Origin of the sequence: Burkholderia sp. BE17, assembly GCF_009362305.1 — a bacterium.
Lineage (GTDB): Bacteria > Pseudomonadota > Gammaproteobacteria > Burkholderiales > Burkholderiaceae > Burkholderia > Burkholderia pyrrocinia_C.
The window spans coordinates 84,142-100,972 of the sequence record NZ_WHNU01000016.1 but is presented as its reverse complement, the minus strand read 5'-3'; the positions used below and the strand labels follow the sequence as shown (position 1 = coordinate 100,972).

Below are 16,831 nucleotides of genomic sequence, written 5' to 3'. Positions count from 1 at the left end.
CATGGCCGCCTGTCCGCGCTGCGTTTCCGCAGCCATGGCGAAGATCGAAACTGCACACGGCGAGAGCCCCCGGAGGTCGAGCCGGATGTCATCCGGCCTCGTTGTCATCGAACTCGAAGGGAACGCGCGGCCGCGGGAGCCACGACGTTCCCGCTTTGATGCACGTGCGGTCAGGCGGGGCACGGCGGCAAACGGGAAATCCGCTCGCATGTGCGTCGCGTCGTACACGACAGTCGCACCCGATGCCGAACCGGATGGCCGCCAACCCGGTCCCGGAATGACCGCCGCATTTCATCTGCTCCCGAATTTACACCCCGTTTCGAACTGGCCGTGTTACCAAAAGATAATCCTGATTCATCCGGTTACGCCACCGGCGGCCCCGCACGAGCGCCTTTGACCACTGAAATTTGATTATCTCCGACCATTCCCGTCAATCAGTGGCAAATACTACTTTTCGGCAAGATTAGTGCCGTCGATTGCCCGCGAATTCCATCGAAATCCCCGAAAAAGGCCGGCACCGCGTTCCACGTATCGCATAATCGCGCTCGCCGCCGGACGGCCGTATCGCGGCGCGGCAGCGTGCGACCGGCTCATCCGTTACACGTCGTAATCCGCAACGCCACGCCGTTCAACGTATTCGCGGTGTCGAGACACTGCGGGATGCACGCCGCCGGTGCATGCCATTTTCCGGCGAATTGCCGTTGCCCGGCGCGAATTCGGTGGTGCCGGCACCCGTTTCCTGCAGCGCACCATGACCGCCCTGCACGCAACGCTCGAACGTGTATCGCGGCGAGCCGCCAGGATGGATCAATTATGAAAAGGCACGAGCACCGACGGTGTGTGCTACCGCACATTGCGGCGTTCCAGTGGCACGCGCGCCGCCGCGCCCCCCGCGTCCGCCCCACGAAACAGGAGCGTGAGTGCGCTTTCGAACAGACCGGCGCACGGTGCATCCGGATGATGAAGATCGCTGTGCCGCACGGCACGGCGTGCCGAAGGCATCACGCGAGGACCGCATCATGGAATGGCATTGTTGTGAATTCGAACATCTGAGCGCCGTCGATCTCTATGCAATCCTGCGCGCGCGCAACGCCGTGCTGGTAGTCGAGGACGCGCACACGCATCTCGACATCGACGGCAAGGACGCAGGCGCGCTGCACGTGTTCGCGCGCGTGCGCGACTGCAGCGCGGCGGAAGTCGCGGCCTATGCGCGCATCCTGCCGGGCGACGACATCGATCCGGATGTCGTGATCGACAAGGTCCTGACGAGCGAAGCACGCCGCGACGACGACACGCTCGAACGGCTGATCGAACGCGCGCTCACCGCCGCGCACGCCGCATGGCCGGACACCGCCGTGCGCACCCACGCTCCCGCGTCGCGCCAGGCGTTCTACAAACGCTTCGGATTCCGCAAGGCTTACGGCCCGTATCTCGAACAGGGTGCGCCGTTCGTCGGCCTGATCCGGCCGGCCCATCGCGCCGACGGCGCACTGCGTCAACTGCTGTCACGGGTCGTTTCGACACCCTGGTCGCGCAACGACGACACGCATGCCGACGGCCATGCGCACAACCGGTTACCCGCCGATACCGGAGCCAACCGATGACCCGCATCCTTCGCCCGGTTCCCGAACCCGATCTGCCGCTGATCCTGCCGGTCATCCTCGCCGGCGGTTCGGGCACGCGCCTCTGGCCACTGTCGCGCGAACAGTATCCGAAGCAACTGATCGAGCTGATCTCGAACGAATCGCCGCTGTCGGCGACGGCGCGCCGTCTGAACGGCATCGCGAACGCGTCGCTCGGCGACACACTGCTGCTGGTGTGCGGCGAACAGCATCGCATCATGAGTGCCGCGCAAGTGGTCGACCGTGCGGCGCCGGCGCGCATCCTGCTCGAGCCAGCCGCACGCAACACGGCGCCGGCGCTCACGCTCGCCGCGCTCGATGCGAGCGTGCTCGCGGACGATCCCGTGCTCGCGGTGATGCCGGCCGATCACGTGATCGCCGATGTCGGCGCGTTCCAGGACACCATCGCGCGAGCGGCGCGTTACGCGCAGGAAGGCGCGATCGTCACGCTCGGCGTGCTGCCGCGCCGCGCGGAAACGGGCTACGGCTATATCCAGGTCGGCGAGCCGCGCACGTGCCGCCACGGCGCACAAGGCGGCTATTCGATTGGGCGTTTTGTCGAGAAACCCGACGCGACGCTCGCCGAACGCTACCTGCAGTCGGGCGACTACTGGTGGAACAGCGGGATTTTCGTCACGCGCGCGTCGGTCTGGCTGAAGGCGATCCGAGCGCTCGCACCGGAAATCCACTCGGCTTGCGAGGCCGCATGGCGTGCGGGCGTCGCCGAGGATCCGTTCTTCCGGATCGACGCGGCGGCGTTCGATGCGTGCCCGTCCGATTCGATCGACTATGCGGTCATGGAGCGGCTCGCCGAGCGGGGCGACCTCGGCATCGAGGGCATCGTGGTGCCGCTCGCGGCCGGCTGGTCGGACGTCGGCACCTGGGATGCGATCTGGGAAATCATGCCGAAGGACGATCACGGCAACGTCGCGCGCGGCCCGATCGTGTTCGAGGACACGCAGGACAGCTTCGTGCGTTCGGAGGGGCGACTCATCGCATGCGTCGGGATGAAGGACGTCGTCGTGATCGAAACGCCCGATGCGGTGCTGGTCGCAAACAAGCACGACGTGCAGCGCGTGAAGAACATCGTCGCGCGCCTGAAGAGCGACCGGCGTCCGCAGGCGAGCGAGCACCGCAAGGTGCAGCGTCCGTGGGGGCATTACGATTCGATCGATCTCGGCGAACGGTTCCAGGTGAAGCGGATCGTCGTCGAGCCCGGCAAGCGACTGTCTCTGCAGATGCACTACCATCGCGCCGAGCACTGGATCGTCGTGCGCGGCACCGCGAAGGTGACGCGCGGCAGCGAGACGTTCCTGCTTTGCGAAAACGAGTCGACGTACATCGCGGTCGGCGACGTACATCGACTCGAAAATCCCGGCCGGATCCCGCTCGAGATCATCGAGGTGCAGTCCGGCAACTATCTCGGCGAGGACGACATCGTCCGCTTCGACGATCAGTATGGCCGACCGACTTGCGCACCCGCGGAACCCAAAGCGTCGACGCCGGCGCCGCCCGCTCGATCGGCGGTGGACGGTGCGCGATAGCCGCACGGCCGTGAGCGATGGCGATGCTGCCCTGCGCGGGGCGGCCGTCGCCCCAGCCTTCAGCGCACGACGATGGCCGCCGAAACGACATTCTGGATGAACGGCTTGCCAACCGCCTTGATGAAATAAGTGCCCGCCCGGGTATCCGGCAGCGAAATGCTCGTCGCGTCGGACGGATAGCGGCCGACCAGCCTGAACGACGATGCACCGAGCTGCTCGTAGAGCTCCAGGTGATCGACGGTTTCCGGATGGGTGATCCGCACGGTCAGGCTCGCGCCCAATGGCTGCGCGTCGATTTCGGTGCAACTGGCAATGCCGGTTTCGAGCGCGCTCCCCTCCTCGTAGTCGTTCCACGTGATCAGTTGAACGAACGGGAGCTGCTGCCGCGCGCTGTAGCGCTCGTTGATGCTCCTGAACGTGTCGAGCCAGGTCCGGCCGCACGAAGGCGCAAGAAAACGTGGCGCCGCGGCGCCCCAAGACGCCTTCGTGTCGTCGAACCCGCTCCACGCGCCGCCGACCGTGATCGTCGCCGGCGGCTGATTCCGGGCGATGTTGTAGAAGCGCTCTCGATACAGCAGGTCGTGCCGCGTTCCGGCCGGTTGCTGCGTGGCCCAGGACGACGGCTGCGCCCAGACATACGCCCCGTTGCTGTACGGAAGATCGAAACCCTGTGCAAGCGTATGGATCCAGTAGATGTCCGGGTACGCGGCATGAATGCGCGCCCAGTCCGCTTTCCCGACCGCATCCATGCCGAACTCCGACACGACCGGGTGGCCGTCGTAACGCAGATACTGATTCGACGTGAAGTATTCGCGGCTGATGTACGCGAGATTGTGCAGAATGGTTTCACTCAGGTCGCACCCGCGACACGCATTGAACTTGAAGCTGCCGCTGTCGATCATGATCGAGAACGTCATCCCGGGAAACTTCGCGAATTCGGGCATCGATGCCTGCCACGCCTTGTCGACGAAATGGCCCTGGCCGTACCAGTCGACGATCACACCGTCGATGCCTCTCGACTGCATATCGGCGAAGGTGCGATAGGCCTGGCGAGGATCGTCGGATCGATAGCCGACGTTCACGCCGCGCGGGTCGGGCCCCCACCACGGAAGATAGTGGGCCAGCACACGGGTCGTGCTGCCCGGATACAGCAACGTATGCACATCGACTTTCGATATCGACGACGTGCCGGCGAGCAGCCCGTTGGACGAACCCTTGAAGTCGCGGCTGCCGGATGTATTGGCAGGCGCGATCGTCGTCACCCGCTCGTCGCAGTAGCCGTGCCCCGCCGACCAGGCCAATGCGCCAAGCATGGCCGCCACGACGCGTCGAAGTGCCCGCATGACGTTCCTCTTGCGTGAGTATCGCGGCCGCGCGGCAAACCGTGCGGCCTGTTTTGTCCGGACATTACCCAATCGATGAGTCCGCGTCGCGTAGATCCTGGACGTTCTGTTGCCCGCCAAGCCCCATCCACGAGGCAAGCTGCGCCGCGTAGCGCAACGGTGTGTATTCCGAACAATCGTAGTGTCGACCGTCGGTACGCAAATGACGGTTCATTTCATCGAGTGCGCTCGTCAGGCCGGCCCGCGAATTCCGGTACAGGATCTTGTTGCCGATCTCGCTGCCGAACGTCGACAGACTGCCGATCTCGTGCGCGAGAACCGGCAACCCGAGCGTTGCCGCCTCGACCAGCACCAGCGGCGCGTTTTCGGCCCAGACGGACGGCAACACCAGCGCGTCGTGTGCGCGGAGTGCATGAAACAGCTCGCTGTGGTCAAGCCGCCCGGCAAAGCGCAGCCGTTGGGCCTGAACCAGATCCTGGTGGCGTGTTTCGAGTTGCGCGCGCATCGCCCCGTCGCCGTAAAGCGTCAGGCTGCCGATACGATGAAAATCGGTTTGGCGCGCCAGTTCGATGAACTCGTGAATGCCCTTCTCCGCATCGAGGCGCCCCACATACGCCAGATCGAACTGCTCGCGAAGGCACACGCGCGGCGGAAACGGTTCTGCCAGCGTGCTCACCGGGTTCGGAAGCAACGCGCTTCGCGTGATGCCTCGCTGCGCCAGTGCGGCACGCATATACGGACTCGGGCACAGGAACAGGTCGAATACGTGTTGCGGATTGCAATAGGCGTACACCGCATGCCAGTGCAGCTTCTTCACCGCGTCATGAACACGACCGCGAGGGCTCGCGAGCGCGAAAAGTCGCGCCGGATTCGACAGCGCATCGACCGGGACAGGCACCGGGCGCCCGTTGCGATAGGCCAGCAGATTCGGGTTGTAAAAGACCAGATGGTAATCGTGGCACGTGAGATACGTGCGGAATCCCTGCTCGCGGCGTCGACGCGCGAGTACCGGCAGGATCGATTGCGTCAGCAGGTTGTGGTAGTTGTGCACGAGCACACGATGCGGGCGCACCTGGTCGAGCAGCGCCGCGAGGGCGCTCGCCGCGGCACGGTTCCAGCCGCGCGTGAGCGGGCCTTCGCCCGGCGGGAAATTCGTCTCGTCGAACGAGTACACGTCGACGTGCGGAATCTTTCGCAGCACCTCGATGGAAGTCCGGTAGACCTCTTCCGCGCCGCCCTTTCGCGCGTAGTCATTGATCACGACGATGCGCGTCACTTCCGCGCGGGAGCCGACCGACGGGAAGCTGTTCAATTGATTTTCCCGGACGTGCGTCGAAAAATTCGATATCGCGGCACACCACCGCCATCGTCACGCGCAATCGCACTCGCCAGCATCATTTCTCACTCCGTGCAGTCGATTCCATTCATTTCGGCGACACGACATCGCCACTTTCAGCCGCCACGCGTCCGGGCGCGGTCAGTTTCGAACCGGATCTCGCGCCGCCTCGGCCGGACGATTGCCGATCGGCAGATTGCCGCGTTGCCGCGACGCAGTCAGGCGATGCGCAAGCAGGACGCATGGCAGCTCGCAATATCGGTAGCTTGCATACGACAACGCAATCAACGGCGCGACGGGAACGATCATGTAGACGCCCAGCGGCCACCCGGTCCATTGATAGCGCTCACACAACCAGTAAAACCCGAACAGCGGGATCGCGTGAAACAGGTAAATCGAGTAGCTGACTTCGCCCAGCTTCGCGAGAAACCGCGCGCGGCTTTTCAATATCGTCGCCATCGCCGCGAATATCGCGATGCCAACCGCATAAGCCAGCGACGACGGCAGATGAACCAGGTCGTGACGCCGCCAGTCGTTGGCAACCCCGACAAGTGCGACGCCGACTATCATCGCCGCCAGCAGGCCAACCACGGATCGGTACGTCAGCGTGATCCGGGCATGTTCGCCGCGCCCCCATCTCACACGCAACACATCGAGCGGACTGTCATGGGCCTGACGAAAACATGCACCCCAGAACATGATCGCGAGGTGATACGGCATCGCCTTGTATTGGCCCAACGCATTCTCGGGAATGATGCGTAACCCGAGGGTGATCACGAATACCGTGCAGAGCCCGATGCAGACGAGCGCGAGATCGCGCATCCGATGCAGGCCGCCCCACCGGAACAGCAAGAGGCACATACCGTAGAAGTACAGTTCCGTTTCGAGCGTCCAGTAGTGCCCCATGACCGGCTCCTGCCCGAACGCGGTCGGAATCATCGTGGCGTTGGCAACGAGCAACGACACGCTCACCGGCTTGCCGAACAGCGTCCAGAAGACGAGGCAGCCGACCGGAATGGACAACCAGAATGCCGGATACAACCGCAGGAAGCGACGGATCAGGAAGCGTCGCGTGCCTGGTCCAAAGGGGCCGCGCAGGCTGCTCGGAATCAGCAGGCCACTGATGCCGAAGAACACCACCACGCCGATCCGCCCGAAATTGACGGAGCGTTGCAGCGTGTCGAGCCACTGCTGGGCGCCCGCCATCGATACGAACCGCTCGGCGTAGTGCGTCCAGATGACGAGCAGGACCGCGACGGCGCGCATCGCGTCGATATGATCCAGACGTCCGGAGCTTTCGGAATTCATCGTTGGGGTCGTGTCGTGGCCAGGCGGTGTCGCCGAGAACAGGCGAGTTACCGTATCACCGCAGCCGCTCGCCGACTGTGCGACACCTGACATAGCCCCGTGCAGGCATCGCGTGCCGTCGGGCAAGCACGAGGCCGGCGCGTTGCAACGCCGGCGCCGGCCTCGCATCACGCGGGCGATTCAGCCTTGACGATCCTGCCGAGCGGCGCGCGGCGAGAATCGAGACCCTTGACGAATTCGCTGCACAACCCGATCACCTGTTCGGCCGCATGCGAACTGAACAGACTGTGATCGAGATCGTCGAGCACGACCGTGCGTGCGCCCGGGAATCGCGATAGCCGCTTTCCGCGCGGGCCGAAATACATCGTCATCAGGTCCAGGCTGCTGTCGTATGCGCCGCATACGAACAGCGTGCTCACCTCCTTGCGTTGCAACGTGCGCAGGATTTCATGAGGATCGACCGGCATCGTCTCCGCGCAAGACCACCCGGCGATCCGACTTCGCCACGCGCCGATCCGGACTGCCGCAAGCGCCGTCACGCGCTTCAGGACGAGCTGGACGAACGGCATGATCCTGCGATTGCCGCTCAACACCTGTTTCCATTTCTTCAGCTCGAAGAACGACGACCGGTAACCGGCGATCGAATTGGGTCGATGCTTGCGCAGCGCGTCGGTCGACATGCCGTCGGGCATATGGAAACTCTGCAGGTTCACCGATATGACACCCGACAGCGCCCGCCCCACGAGCGCCGCGCGCAAGGCGCTGTACGCCCCCGAGCAGATGCCGAACGACACGACATGTCGATATCCCTGTTCCTTCAACCAGTGGGCAGCCGTCGCGACGTCCTCGACGACGGCACTCGAATAGACCGGCGCGCTGATGCCGCACACGGACGCGCTGTCGCCGATCCCCCGTCCGTCGAACCGCAGCGAAGCGATGCCGCGGCGCGCCAGCTCCCGGGCGATCCGCACCGAAAGCCGGCTGTCGCCGACATGCGGGCTGGCCGACGTGTTCGCGATCAGAAGAACCGGGCCGAGATCGCGCATGGCCTGCGGCAGGCACAGGATGCCGAACAGGCCGGCAACGCCGAATCTGACCGGCTGTTCGCATGCTTCCGGTGTCCGAAGCATCAGGCCGGAATCCCAGTCCGCTTTCGACGCTATGCGCGACGACGGTTTCTGCCCAACCTCCCCGGCCGCGATCCAGCCGACCACGGCGTCGAAAACACGAGTCGGCACGCTCGAGAAAGTCGTTTCCTGCATGAACGCGGCGTAGCCTTCGAACGGCCTCGACTCGACTTCAGCACCCAGCCCTTCGAGCTTCTTTTGCAGCGGTTCGCTGCCGCCGGCATTCACGTTGACGATCAGCGTTTCCGACGCTGGCGCGCGCAGGCTGTCCTTCAGCGCATCGACCGCGTCGAACGCATCGAGCCGCGCACGGAACACCGGGCTGTAGACCTGCCCGAGCACGTTGAACGGTGCGTCTTTCGGCTGGGCCTCGCGCAGTGGCGTCGGCAACTGGTCGAGCCAGATATTGCGCATGATCGACAACTCGCGCACGTAGCTGCGCCCGCTCACTACCGGAGCAAGCAGCACGAGCGCGTCCACCTCGCATCGGCTCGCCGCCAGCAGCGCGAATGCCGCACCCAGCCGCAGGCCGCACAGCGTCACCAGGGCAACGCCCGTTTCTTCGCGAAGCTGCGCGATGGCCGCGCACACATCGTCGACGGCCGTCTCGAACTGGTCGCTCGCGCCATCGCCTCCCACGGAATCGCCCGCTCCGCGGTAATCGAAACGAAGCACCGGAATCCCGCCGGCGGACAGGCGGTCCGCCAGGCTCCGCATGCCGCCGTGGCTCCACACGGATTCGTGCCCGTAAGCGCTGCACAGGACGACGCCCCGCGTCCCTTCGCCCGGATGCAGCCATCCGAACCGCCCGCCAAATATGATCGGTCTCATTTTCTATTAGGTATCGGTGAAGAATGGGATATGGCGTCCTTCGGCCGAGCCGCCGAATCGGTCGGCCGAAGGACGGCAAGTCGCTCGCGGAAGGCTTTCCCCTTTCCGGTTGTCCGGCTCCCCATGCAAGGGTCCGAAAGCCGGCCATCCGCAAGCCGTTCGGATCACGACATCGAGGCCCTCCCTTGCGCTGCGCCGGCTTTCCGGTCCCATCGGGCGCGGCACGCTGCCCGGCCCGTCACGACGGGCTGTCCGGCGGCGGCGCGATCAGCTCGCGCCACCGCCGATCGAATACCGACATGCTGAAGTGCTGCTCGCAATAGGCGGCAAATCGCGTCGCCGCTTCGACGACACGCCCCAGATCCGCGGACGGTTCGCCGACGAATCGCTCCAGTCGCGATTCGCTCATCGCAAGCGCATCGTCGTGGAAGCCGAGGCCCTCGTACGCGGCTTCGTTCCCGACCGGCACGCATCCGTAGGAAATGGCCTCCAGCACCTTCGATTTGATGCCGCCGCGAAGGAACGCGGGACACAGCGCGATCGAGCATCCGGTATAGACGTCCGCCTGCGTCTGCGCGAATCCGGCGAATTCGACGTTCGGAACGGGATCGTACCGACCGGTCATGCGCCCGAAAATCACCAGCGGCGTGGCCGGCCCGACACGCGCCCATAACGCAACCAGGTACTCGATCGCGAGCCGGTTCTGCAATTGGCGGTCCGAACCGATGAACACGAACCGGAACGGCGCCGCCGGAGGACACACCGGCTTCAGCGAATTCATCGGCGGCGCGATCACATGCGTCTTCGCGGCTTCGTCGTCCGTGAGCGACATCCTCAATGAATGGGCATCCTCCACGGAAACGAGCGTGACGGCATTCGACGACCCGATCGCCGCGCGTTCCTGCCGCTCGAGCGCGAACGCTTCATAACCAAGGAATGCGTTGCGGATCATCCTCGCGTTGGCGAGCCTGACGAACGGCCCCGGAATCGACTTTTCCAGATACCCGGCCGACAACGGAAAATCCTGCTCGCGCAGGATCTTCGCGCGGCGCGACATGAGATCGTCGAAATCCACGACGATCCGGCAATCGGGCACGTTGCGCCGAACCAGGATCGCGTAGTCCACCAGCCGGATGCCGTCGAAATAGATCACGTCCGGCTTGAAAGCGTCGACGGCGCGAAGCAGCGCCGTCCGCTTGCGCGGGTGCGAAAACATCGCCACCTGAAGCGCGCACGGCGCGCCGTGCAACACGCTCCATCCGACGCGAACCGCCGCGCCGATCTTCGCTCGGAGACCACCGTCCTCGAACACCGACCGAATCTTGAATTCGGCCACTTCCGTCTGGTCGCCGAGCGCTTTCCGGATGAAGCTCAGCGTACGCTCCCGCCCATTCGACACTTCCTGCGGAATGTCCCGCGTCATCACCATCATCACCCGATTTTTCACGAGCGGCCTCCCCATCGATCCGAATTCCTCTTCATTCCATTCACCGAATGCGAATCCCGGCGCTCGCGTCCGGCCCGTTGCCGGTGCGACGAACGACGGTCCGCACGGAAGCGGCTTTTCACGAACGCTCCCTGGTGTACGCCAGATTCCCGAGCACGATGCACCAGAACACAACGAGCGATACGGCTATGCCCGTCGAAGGCGCATACATCACCAGCGCGCGCGGCATCACGAATGGCGCGGCGACGATGGCCGCGACGATCAGCACCTGCTTGATCATGACGAGCCGGTAGCGGCGCACCGCCAGGAGCCACGTGCTCAGGCCCGCATCGACGAACGTGGCGATCGAGCACCCGGTCGCGTAGATCATGATCGGCACACCCTGGACGAACGCCGGCCCGTAGATCATCAGGAACACCTTGCGGCCGATGAAATAGCTGCCCACCCACGCGACACAGCCGACGAGGCCGAGATACAGGCCGAGCCTGAACGCCTTGTCGCGCACGAGCGACTCGGTCCGCGCGGCAAAGACCATGCTCGGCGCCAATGCCAGTGCCAGCGTCGTTCCGACCGAGTTCCACTGCTCGACCAGCGAGGCCGCCGACGCGTAGATGCCGAGATCCGCTTTGGAGACCAGCACGCCGAGCAGCAGCCGGTCCATCCGCAAGACCAGGACACTGGCCGCGATGGCCGGCCATATCCTCAGCCCGCGCACGACCAGCGCTTTCGTCACGGCTGCGTCGCCGCGCAACGATTTCGGCGATTTCAACGCCAGCGAGCGATAGCGGCTGAACGGCGCGGCTGCCGCCACGCACGCCTCGAGCGGCCAAGCGAACGCGGCAACGATCACGCCCATCGACGCGTGTGCCGCAACGTACAGCCACAGCACGCGGACACAGCTTGCGTAAGCCCTCGCCCGCGTGATCACCCACGGCTTGGATTCCGCATAGGCCATCAGCGAGCCGAGCGCGATCGGCTCCACGATCAACGCGAAGGCCGCGATCAACGTCAACTCGGACACGCTCGACGGCCGCATGACGATCACCACGATGCCCATGAACAGCAGCATGACGGCCAGCGTCAACGTGAGCCGCAGGCGAAAAGCGCGGTAGACGACCATGTGTCGCAAGCGCGGGTGCTTGCCGAGGATCGGCTGGATCACCTGTGCGCCGAAAATCAGCGCGACGCTGCCGATCACGTAGGCGAGCGACAACGCGAACTGCAGTTCGCCGAACAGGCGAGCGCCGTAGATATTCGCGAACAGGTGATTGCTCGCGATCGCCGCGAGCACCCCGATGATCTTTTCGCACACCACGCCCGCGAACGACGAAAACAGAAGCCTGACGAATGCGTTCAAGATATCCCCGGCCGCTTCGCATCGGCGTTCGAGCGCTTCGCGTCGATGCAGACCCACCAGATCAGTGCGATCAGCAGGTAGAACAGCGTGCGCGCCCCGAACAGCGTCCAGTAATCGCCTTGCTGGATCGCGTAGGTGGCGTACGCGAAGATCTTCGTGGTCAGCCACAGCATCACGACGCCGCCGCGCATCGCGACCAGGATCAGCATCGCGCTCGCCGCGCCGTACATCGCGCCCGTCAATGCAACGAAGATCGCGCCGCCCGCATAGCCGAACCAGTAGACCGGCACCGCCATGTTTCCCATCGTGAACGTGACGTCGTCGAACACGTATGCCTTCAGGATCTCCGGCGTGCCGTACGACAGCATCAGGTCGCGCAAGCCGCTCGCCGGCGCATCGCTGAAGAACGTCGGTTCCGTGAAGGAGCCGAGCGATGCCGCGAAGCGCCCGAACGCGGCCATCCCGCCGAGCGCCGGCGCGCCGAACAGATGCGCGTCGCCGTCCACCACGTACCACGCCTGCCCCTGCTCGAGAAAACGCGACACCACCGTCTCGACGACGTCCAGCCCCTGCCCCTTGTACGCATAAAACACGGAAACGCTGCCGATCGCGAGCGCGATGGCCGAGCCGATCCCCAGATAGCGCATCACCGGCTTGCCGTTCATCGCGTGAATCGCGATGAACGGGATCAGGAAGGTCAGGCACACATGCAATACGGCCATGAACTGTTCGCCGTGCAACGCTTCGAGCACCAGATCGGCGACGATCATGAAGACGGACACCCATCGCACGATCCTGTTCGAACTCGTGCAAAAGGTGCCGAGCAGCACGGCGACGAACGTCTGGTTGTTCAGGAACAGGTTGAACAGCGTGCTGTTCGACGCGTCGTTGCGCAGCGCGTAGCGGTTGACGCCGCTCAGAACCGCGAAGCCGCCCGTCAAGCCCGCCAGCACGCCCGTGGCGAGGATGGCGGCGACCAGCCCCAGGCCGAGTGCGATGCTGATCGGCTGGTGCGTCATCCGCGCGCGGATCGGCTCGTGCGCGGAACGCTCTTTCAGTAACCGGCCGAACGCGAAAAGTGCGCACGCAACGAAAATCACATAGAACGACAGCAACCGGCTGAACGCGCCGTTCGCGACGCCGAAAATGTCCGTTTCCCGCAGAAATCCGCCGGATTCGATCCCCACGCCGGCCACGAATGCGGTCAATCCGATCACCAGCGTGTAAAGCATCGACACGGCGAACACCGGGCGCGCGCCGATCAGCGCGATCACCCCCGCCACCGCGACCAGCAACGTACAGATCGCGCTCGATTCCATCGCACCGAGCGCCGGCAGCATCGCATTGACCGTCAATGCGAGCACGAACAGCGTCGATACCGTCAGGCCAAATGCCGCTTCGACCCTGGCGTCGGCTCGCATCGTTCGCATCGCCGCCTCTTTCACGCTTCGGCCCGGCTCGCGCGCGACCGGCCATGCACGGCCCGGTCCAGCACACCGTGCAGTTGCGCGCTGACCGCGCGAGACGAAAAGCGCTGTGCGTTCGTCCGCCCGTCGCGCACCAGTCTCGCCCGAAGTGTCGGGTCGCCCGCGACACGCTCGATCTGCCGGCCCCATTCGGCGACATCCATCGCGTCGGCAACCGCCGCGAACGAATCCCCCATCGTGTAGCGATGCACCGGCAAATCCGATGCGACGACCGGCACGCCGACGAACTGTGCTTCGATCGCCGTGCGGCCGAAACCTTCGTGCAGCGTCGGAGACACATACAAGTCCGACGCCTGAAAAAAATAGCCGAGATCCTCGTCGTCGACGTTCTCGACGAAATGGGCGGCGATTCCCGCCTGCGTGGCGATCGCCCGGCACTCGTCGCGGTTGGCCTGGTTTTGCGCACTGCCCACCCGCAGCACCATCACGTCCGTGCGTCCGAGCGACGCCAGTGCGCGAAACAGCGTCACGTTGTTCTTGCGCGTTTCATCCGAACCGACGTTCAGCACGACCAGCGCTTCGCCGATGCGAATGCCGAAGCGCGCCAGCAGCATCGAGCGCGCCTGTTCGCGCACGCCGGCGTCGATCGGCGCATGGCGATCGTCGAACGCATTGGGTACGACCTGCATCCGGTCGGCCCGAATGCGAAGATCCGCAAGCGCTTCTTGCGCCGTCACATCCGACGGCGCGAGCACCACATCCGCCGTCGCGATCAGCGACTGCGTCAACCGCATATACGCGTTCTTCAGCCGCTCGACCACGCCGCGCACCTGTCCCGGACGCTGCACGTGATGAAGCACGATGCCGACGTGCCCGCCGACCCACCGGATCAGCGGAATCATGAAGGCCAGGTCCTCCTGATACAGCATGACAAAGTGCCCCGAGCGCGCCGCCGCAACCGCGCGCAGCGGATACAGCACGAACTGGGTCCAGTAGCGCCGGAACGAACGCGGCTCGGCCGGAATGTCGATCGGCTCGACGTCGAATCCTGCAAATGCGGGGATGAAATCGATACATTTGAGGCTGTAGCGCATGACGCCATTCCAGCTCACCGAGCGCGGCCCGAGAAACCACACGACCCGCACTGCTCGCGACTCGCGTCGCAGTCCATCCTTGCTTGCCGTCGAATCAATCATGCGATGCGCTCCTCGCCCAATAGCATCGAATCGCCCGCTCGATCACGTGCGCGCCGCGGCAAAGCCGGCGCCGATTCGGCGAACGCCATGCAGCGGCGACGGTTCGAAGCCGTTGAACACCAGCCCGTCGACGCGCACGCCGACCTTGCCCAGGATCTCGAGCGCATCCGTCATGCCGGCCAGGCTGGCCACCCCCTGGCGCGCCACCAGCAGCGTCATGTCGGAGATGCGCGACAATGCCGCGATATCGGCCACCGGAAGCGCCGACGGCGAATCCACGACGATCATGTCGTACCGGCCTCGCAACGAGGCGGCCAGCTTGTCGAGACGAACCATGTCGAACAGGTTGCGCGTCGACGCGCCCTGCTTTCCGGCGGACAGCGCATCGAGATGTTCGGCAACGCGGGTGATCGCTTCCTCGGCCGGCAGCGAACCCTTCAGTACTTCCGACAAACCTTTCGTCGCGGTCACCGGCAAGTAGCGATGCAGTGCCGGAGCGCGCACGTTGGCGTCCACGAGCACCGTCCTGAGCCCCTTCTCGGCGAACAGGCAAGCGAGATTGGCGGCAATCATCGACTTGCCCTGCGCGGGCTCCGCTGACGACACCAGCACGACCTTCGCGTCGCTGCCATAGGCGGCCAGCCGATGTCGCAACGTCAGCGCCAGGCTGTCCATCGCATCGGCCAGCGGCACGTCGGCCGGCTCCTTCGTCGCGATGAAGGCCGGCGTGCGGTTCGCATCCGCGTCGGCCTGGCGCCGCGAATTCGGGAGAATGCCGAGCATCGGGATACCGAGCGCCGCTTCCAGGTCAAGCGGATCGCGAATGCGCCCGGACAGCAGTGCACGGCCCTGCGCCGCCAGGAAGCCCAGCATCAGCCCGATCACGGCACCAGCCAGGATCGCGATCAGGCGCTTCGGCCGGACCGGCTTGTCGCCGACGATCGCCTTGTCGACGATCGACGCGTTGCCGACCGTACCGGCTTCCGCGATCTGCAACTGCTGCGTGTTGTTCAGCAATCCGACGTAGAGCTGGTTGTTGACCTCGACGTCGCGCGCCAGACGCAAGTACGTCTGCTGTTGCGACGGCAGGCGCGCGGCCTTGTCCTTCAGCACGGCGGCCTGCTTGTCGAGTTCCTTCAGCTTGTTGGCCGCCGCGACGACCTGCGGTTGCCCGGGAACGTATTTCGACAACAGGTCCTGGTATTCGAGCCTGGTCTCGAGCCGCGACTTGTCGACGAACGCGAGCTGGTCGACGAGCAGCCTGACGTCGCCCTGCGCGTCGATCGAACCCTGCTGATTGCGAAACGCGTTCAACGCCTGCTCGGCCTGTTGCAGCCGGGCCTTGACGATCGGCATCTGCGCGTTGAGGAACGTGAGACTGCGCTCGGCGTCGTCGGCGCGGCGTCTCGCGTTGAAGCCCAGATAGGCCGCGGCGATCGCATTGAGCATGCGTGCGGCAAAGACCGGATCGGCATCCTCGAAACTCAGTTGCATGATGCCCGACTGCCGCTTCGTCTCGGTCACGCCCAGCTTCTTCAGGATCGCTTCAAGGCGAACCTCGGTGGCCACGCGCCGCACGCGGAATTCCGCACCGGGACGCGCGACGATCCGCGACACGTCGACCTCGTAACCGTTGCCCGCGCTCGGCACGCCGACCACACCGCTCAGCACTTCCCGACCGCTACGGTCCCTCAGCCGAAACCGGTTGTCGTCGAGATAATCGAACTCCAGCGCCTTGCCGATCTGCGCGGACGGAACCTCGAACTTCCTGAATTCGAGACGCTCGCCGCCCCACGCCCAGGACGACATCCCCGGCGGCGGTTCGGCGAGACCGTTCGCGTCCTTCGGCAGGAACGAGCCGATGAGAGCGCCGACGAGCGGGAACCGGTTCTCGACCGACACCTCGGCCTGCGCGGCCGTCGCGTCGATCGCTTCCATGACGACCGAGCGCGAGCGGACGATGTCGATTTCACCGACCACGGCCGAATTCTGGATATCCAGCGCCTTGGAGATCGACGAAAGCGAACCCAGCGCGCTGGCCTTGTTCTCCTCGATCTGGATCAGCGTGTCGGCCGAATATACCGGCGTTGCCGCGACCGCATAGACGATCGCCACCAGCAGGCATGCGGCGACAACGGTCGCAAACAGGCGCCCGTTGTCGAGCACGTTCTCCAGCAAGTCGATCGGCGACAACCGCGCCACATTCCGGGAAACCTGTTTCGGTTCGTTTTGATGCCCGGTCAATGCAGGTCGGTCCATCTTCATGCTGAACTCCAGAATTGAAGATCCGGCT

Annotated in this window: 11 protein-coding genes; 2 read left to right on the top strand and 9 right to left on the bottom strand. The window is 64.7% G+C overall.

Annotated features, from left to right (window positions below; genetic code table 11):
* The first annotated feature begins 1,019 nt into the window (after positions 1-1,019).
* Both GD429_RS15865 and GD429_RS15860 read left to right on the top strand, forming a co-directional pair.
* Positions 1,020-1,604, top strand: coding sequence for a drug:proton antiporter (locus tag GD429_RS15865; protein WP_152857807.1), 585 nt, complete (start codon positions 1,020-1,022; stop codon positions 1,602-1,604).
* The gene (locus GD429_RS15860) at positions 1,601-3,166 is read left to right on the top strand and encodes a mannose-1-phosphate guanylyltransferase/mannose-6-phosphate isomerase (protein WP_152857752.1); all 1,566 of its coding nucleotides are present in this window, start codon (positions 1,601-1,603) and stop codon (positions 3,164-3,166) included. Before GD429_RS15865 ends, GD429_RS15860 begins: the two co-directional genes overlap by 4 nt.
* A gap of 59 nt (positions 3,167-3,225) precedes the next feature.
* On the opposite strand, the gene GD429_RS15855 is transcribed toward GD429_RS15860, so the two are convergent.
* The 9 genes from GD429_RS15855 to GD429_RS15815 all read right to left on the bottom strand — a co-directional run bounded on the left by GD429_RS15855 (position 3,226) and on the right by GD429_RS15815 (position 16,803).
* Positions 3,226-4,509, bottom strand: a complete 1,284-nt coding sequence (locus GD429_RS15855; protein WP_152857751.1) for a hypothetical protein — start codon at positions 4,507-4,509, stop codon at positions 3,226-3,228.
* A 64-nt stretch (positions 4,510-4,573) separates the two neighbouring features.
* Complete coding sequence (locus GD429_RS15850) at positions 4,574-5,821, bottom strand: glycosyltransferase family 4 protein (protein ID WP_152857750.1); 1,248 nt, start codon at positions 5,819-5,821, stop codon at positions 4,574-4,576.
* 165 nt (positions 5,822-5,986) lie between these two features.
* On the bottom strand, positions 5,987-7,153 hold the full coding sequence (locus GD429_RS15845; RefSeq protein ID WP_152857749.1) for an acyltransferase family protein: 1,167 nt from the start codon (positions 7,151-7,153) through the stop codon (positions 5,987-5,989).
* 167 nt (positions 7,154-7,320) lie between these two features.
* Positions 7,321-9,111, bottom strand: coding sequence for an alpha/beta fold hydrolase (locus GD429_RS15840; protein ID WP_152857748.1), 1,791 nt, complete (start codon positions 9,109-9,111; stop codon positions 7,321-7,323).
* 238 nt (positions 9,112-9,349) lie between these two features.
* A complete protein-coding gene (locus GD429_RS41835) occupies positions 9,350-10,558 on the bottom strand; it encodes a glycosyltransferase (protein ID WP_152857747.1) in 1,209 nt (402 codons plus the stop codon).
* 118 nt (positions 10,559-10,676) lie between these two features.
* Positions 10,677-11,915, bottom strand: a complete 1,239-nt coding sequence (locus GD429_RS15830) for a hypothetical protein (RefSeq protein ID WP_152857746.1) — start codon at positions 11,913-11,915, stop codon at positions 10,677-10,679.
* Positions 11,912-13,336 carry a DUF6418 domain-containing protein gene (locus GD429_RS15825; protein WP_152857806.1) on the bottom strand — a complete coding sequence of 475 codons (1,425 nt, stop codon included), beginning with the start codon at positions 13,334-13,336 and terminating at the stop codon, positions 11,912-11,914. The genes GD429_RS15830 and GD429_RS15825 overlap by 4 nt, the downstream gene beginning before the upstream one ends.
* Before the next feature lie 20 nt (positions 13,337-13,356).
* The gene (locus GD429_RS15820) at positions 13,357-14,538 is read right to left on the bottom strand and encodes a glycosyltransferase (protein WP_152857745.1); all 1,182 of its coding nucleotides are present in this window, start codon (positions 14,536-14,538) and stop codon (positions 13,357-13,359) included.
* 42 nt (positions 14,539-14,580) lie between these two features.
* Positions 14,581-16,803, bottom strand: a complete 2,223-nt coding sequence (locus GD429_RS15815; protein WP_152857744.1) for a GNVR domain-containing protein — start codon at positions 16,801-16,803, stop codon at positions 14,581-14,583.
* Positions 16,804-16,831: the final 28 nt, after the last annotated feature.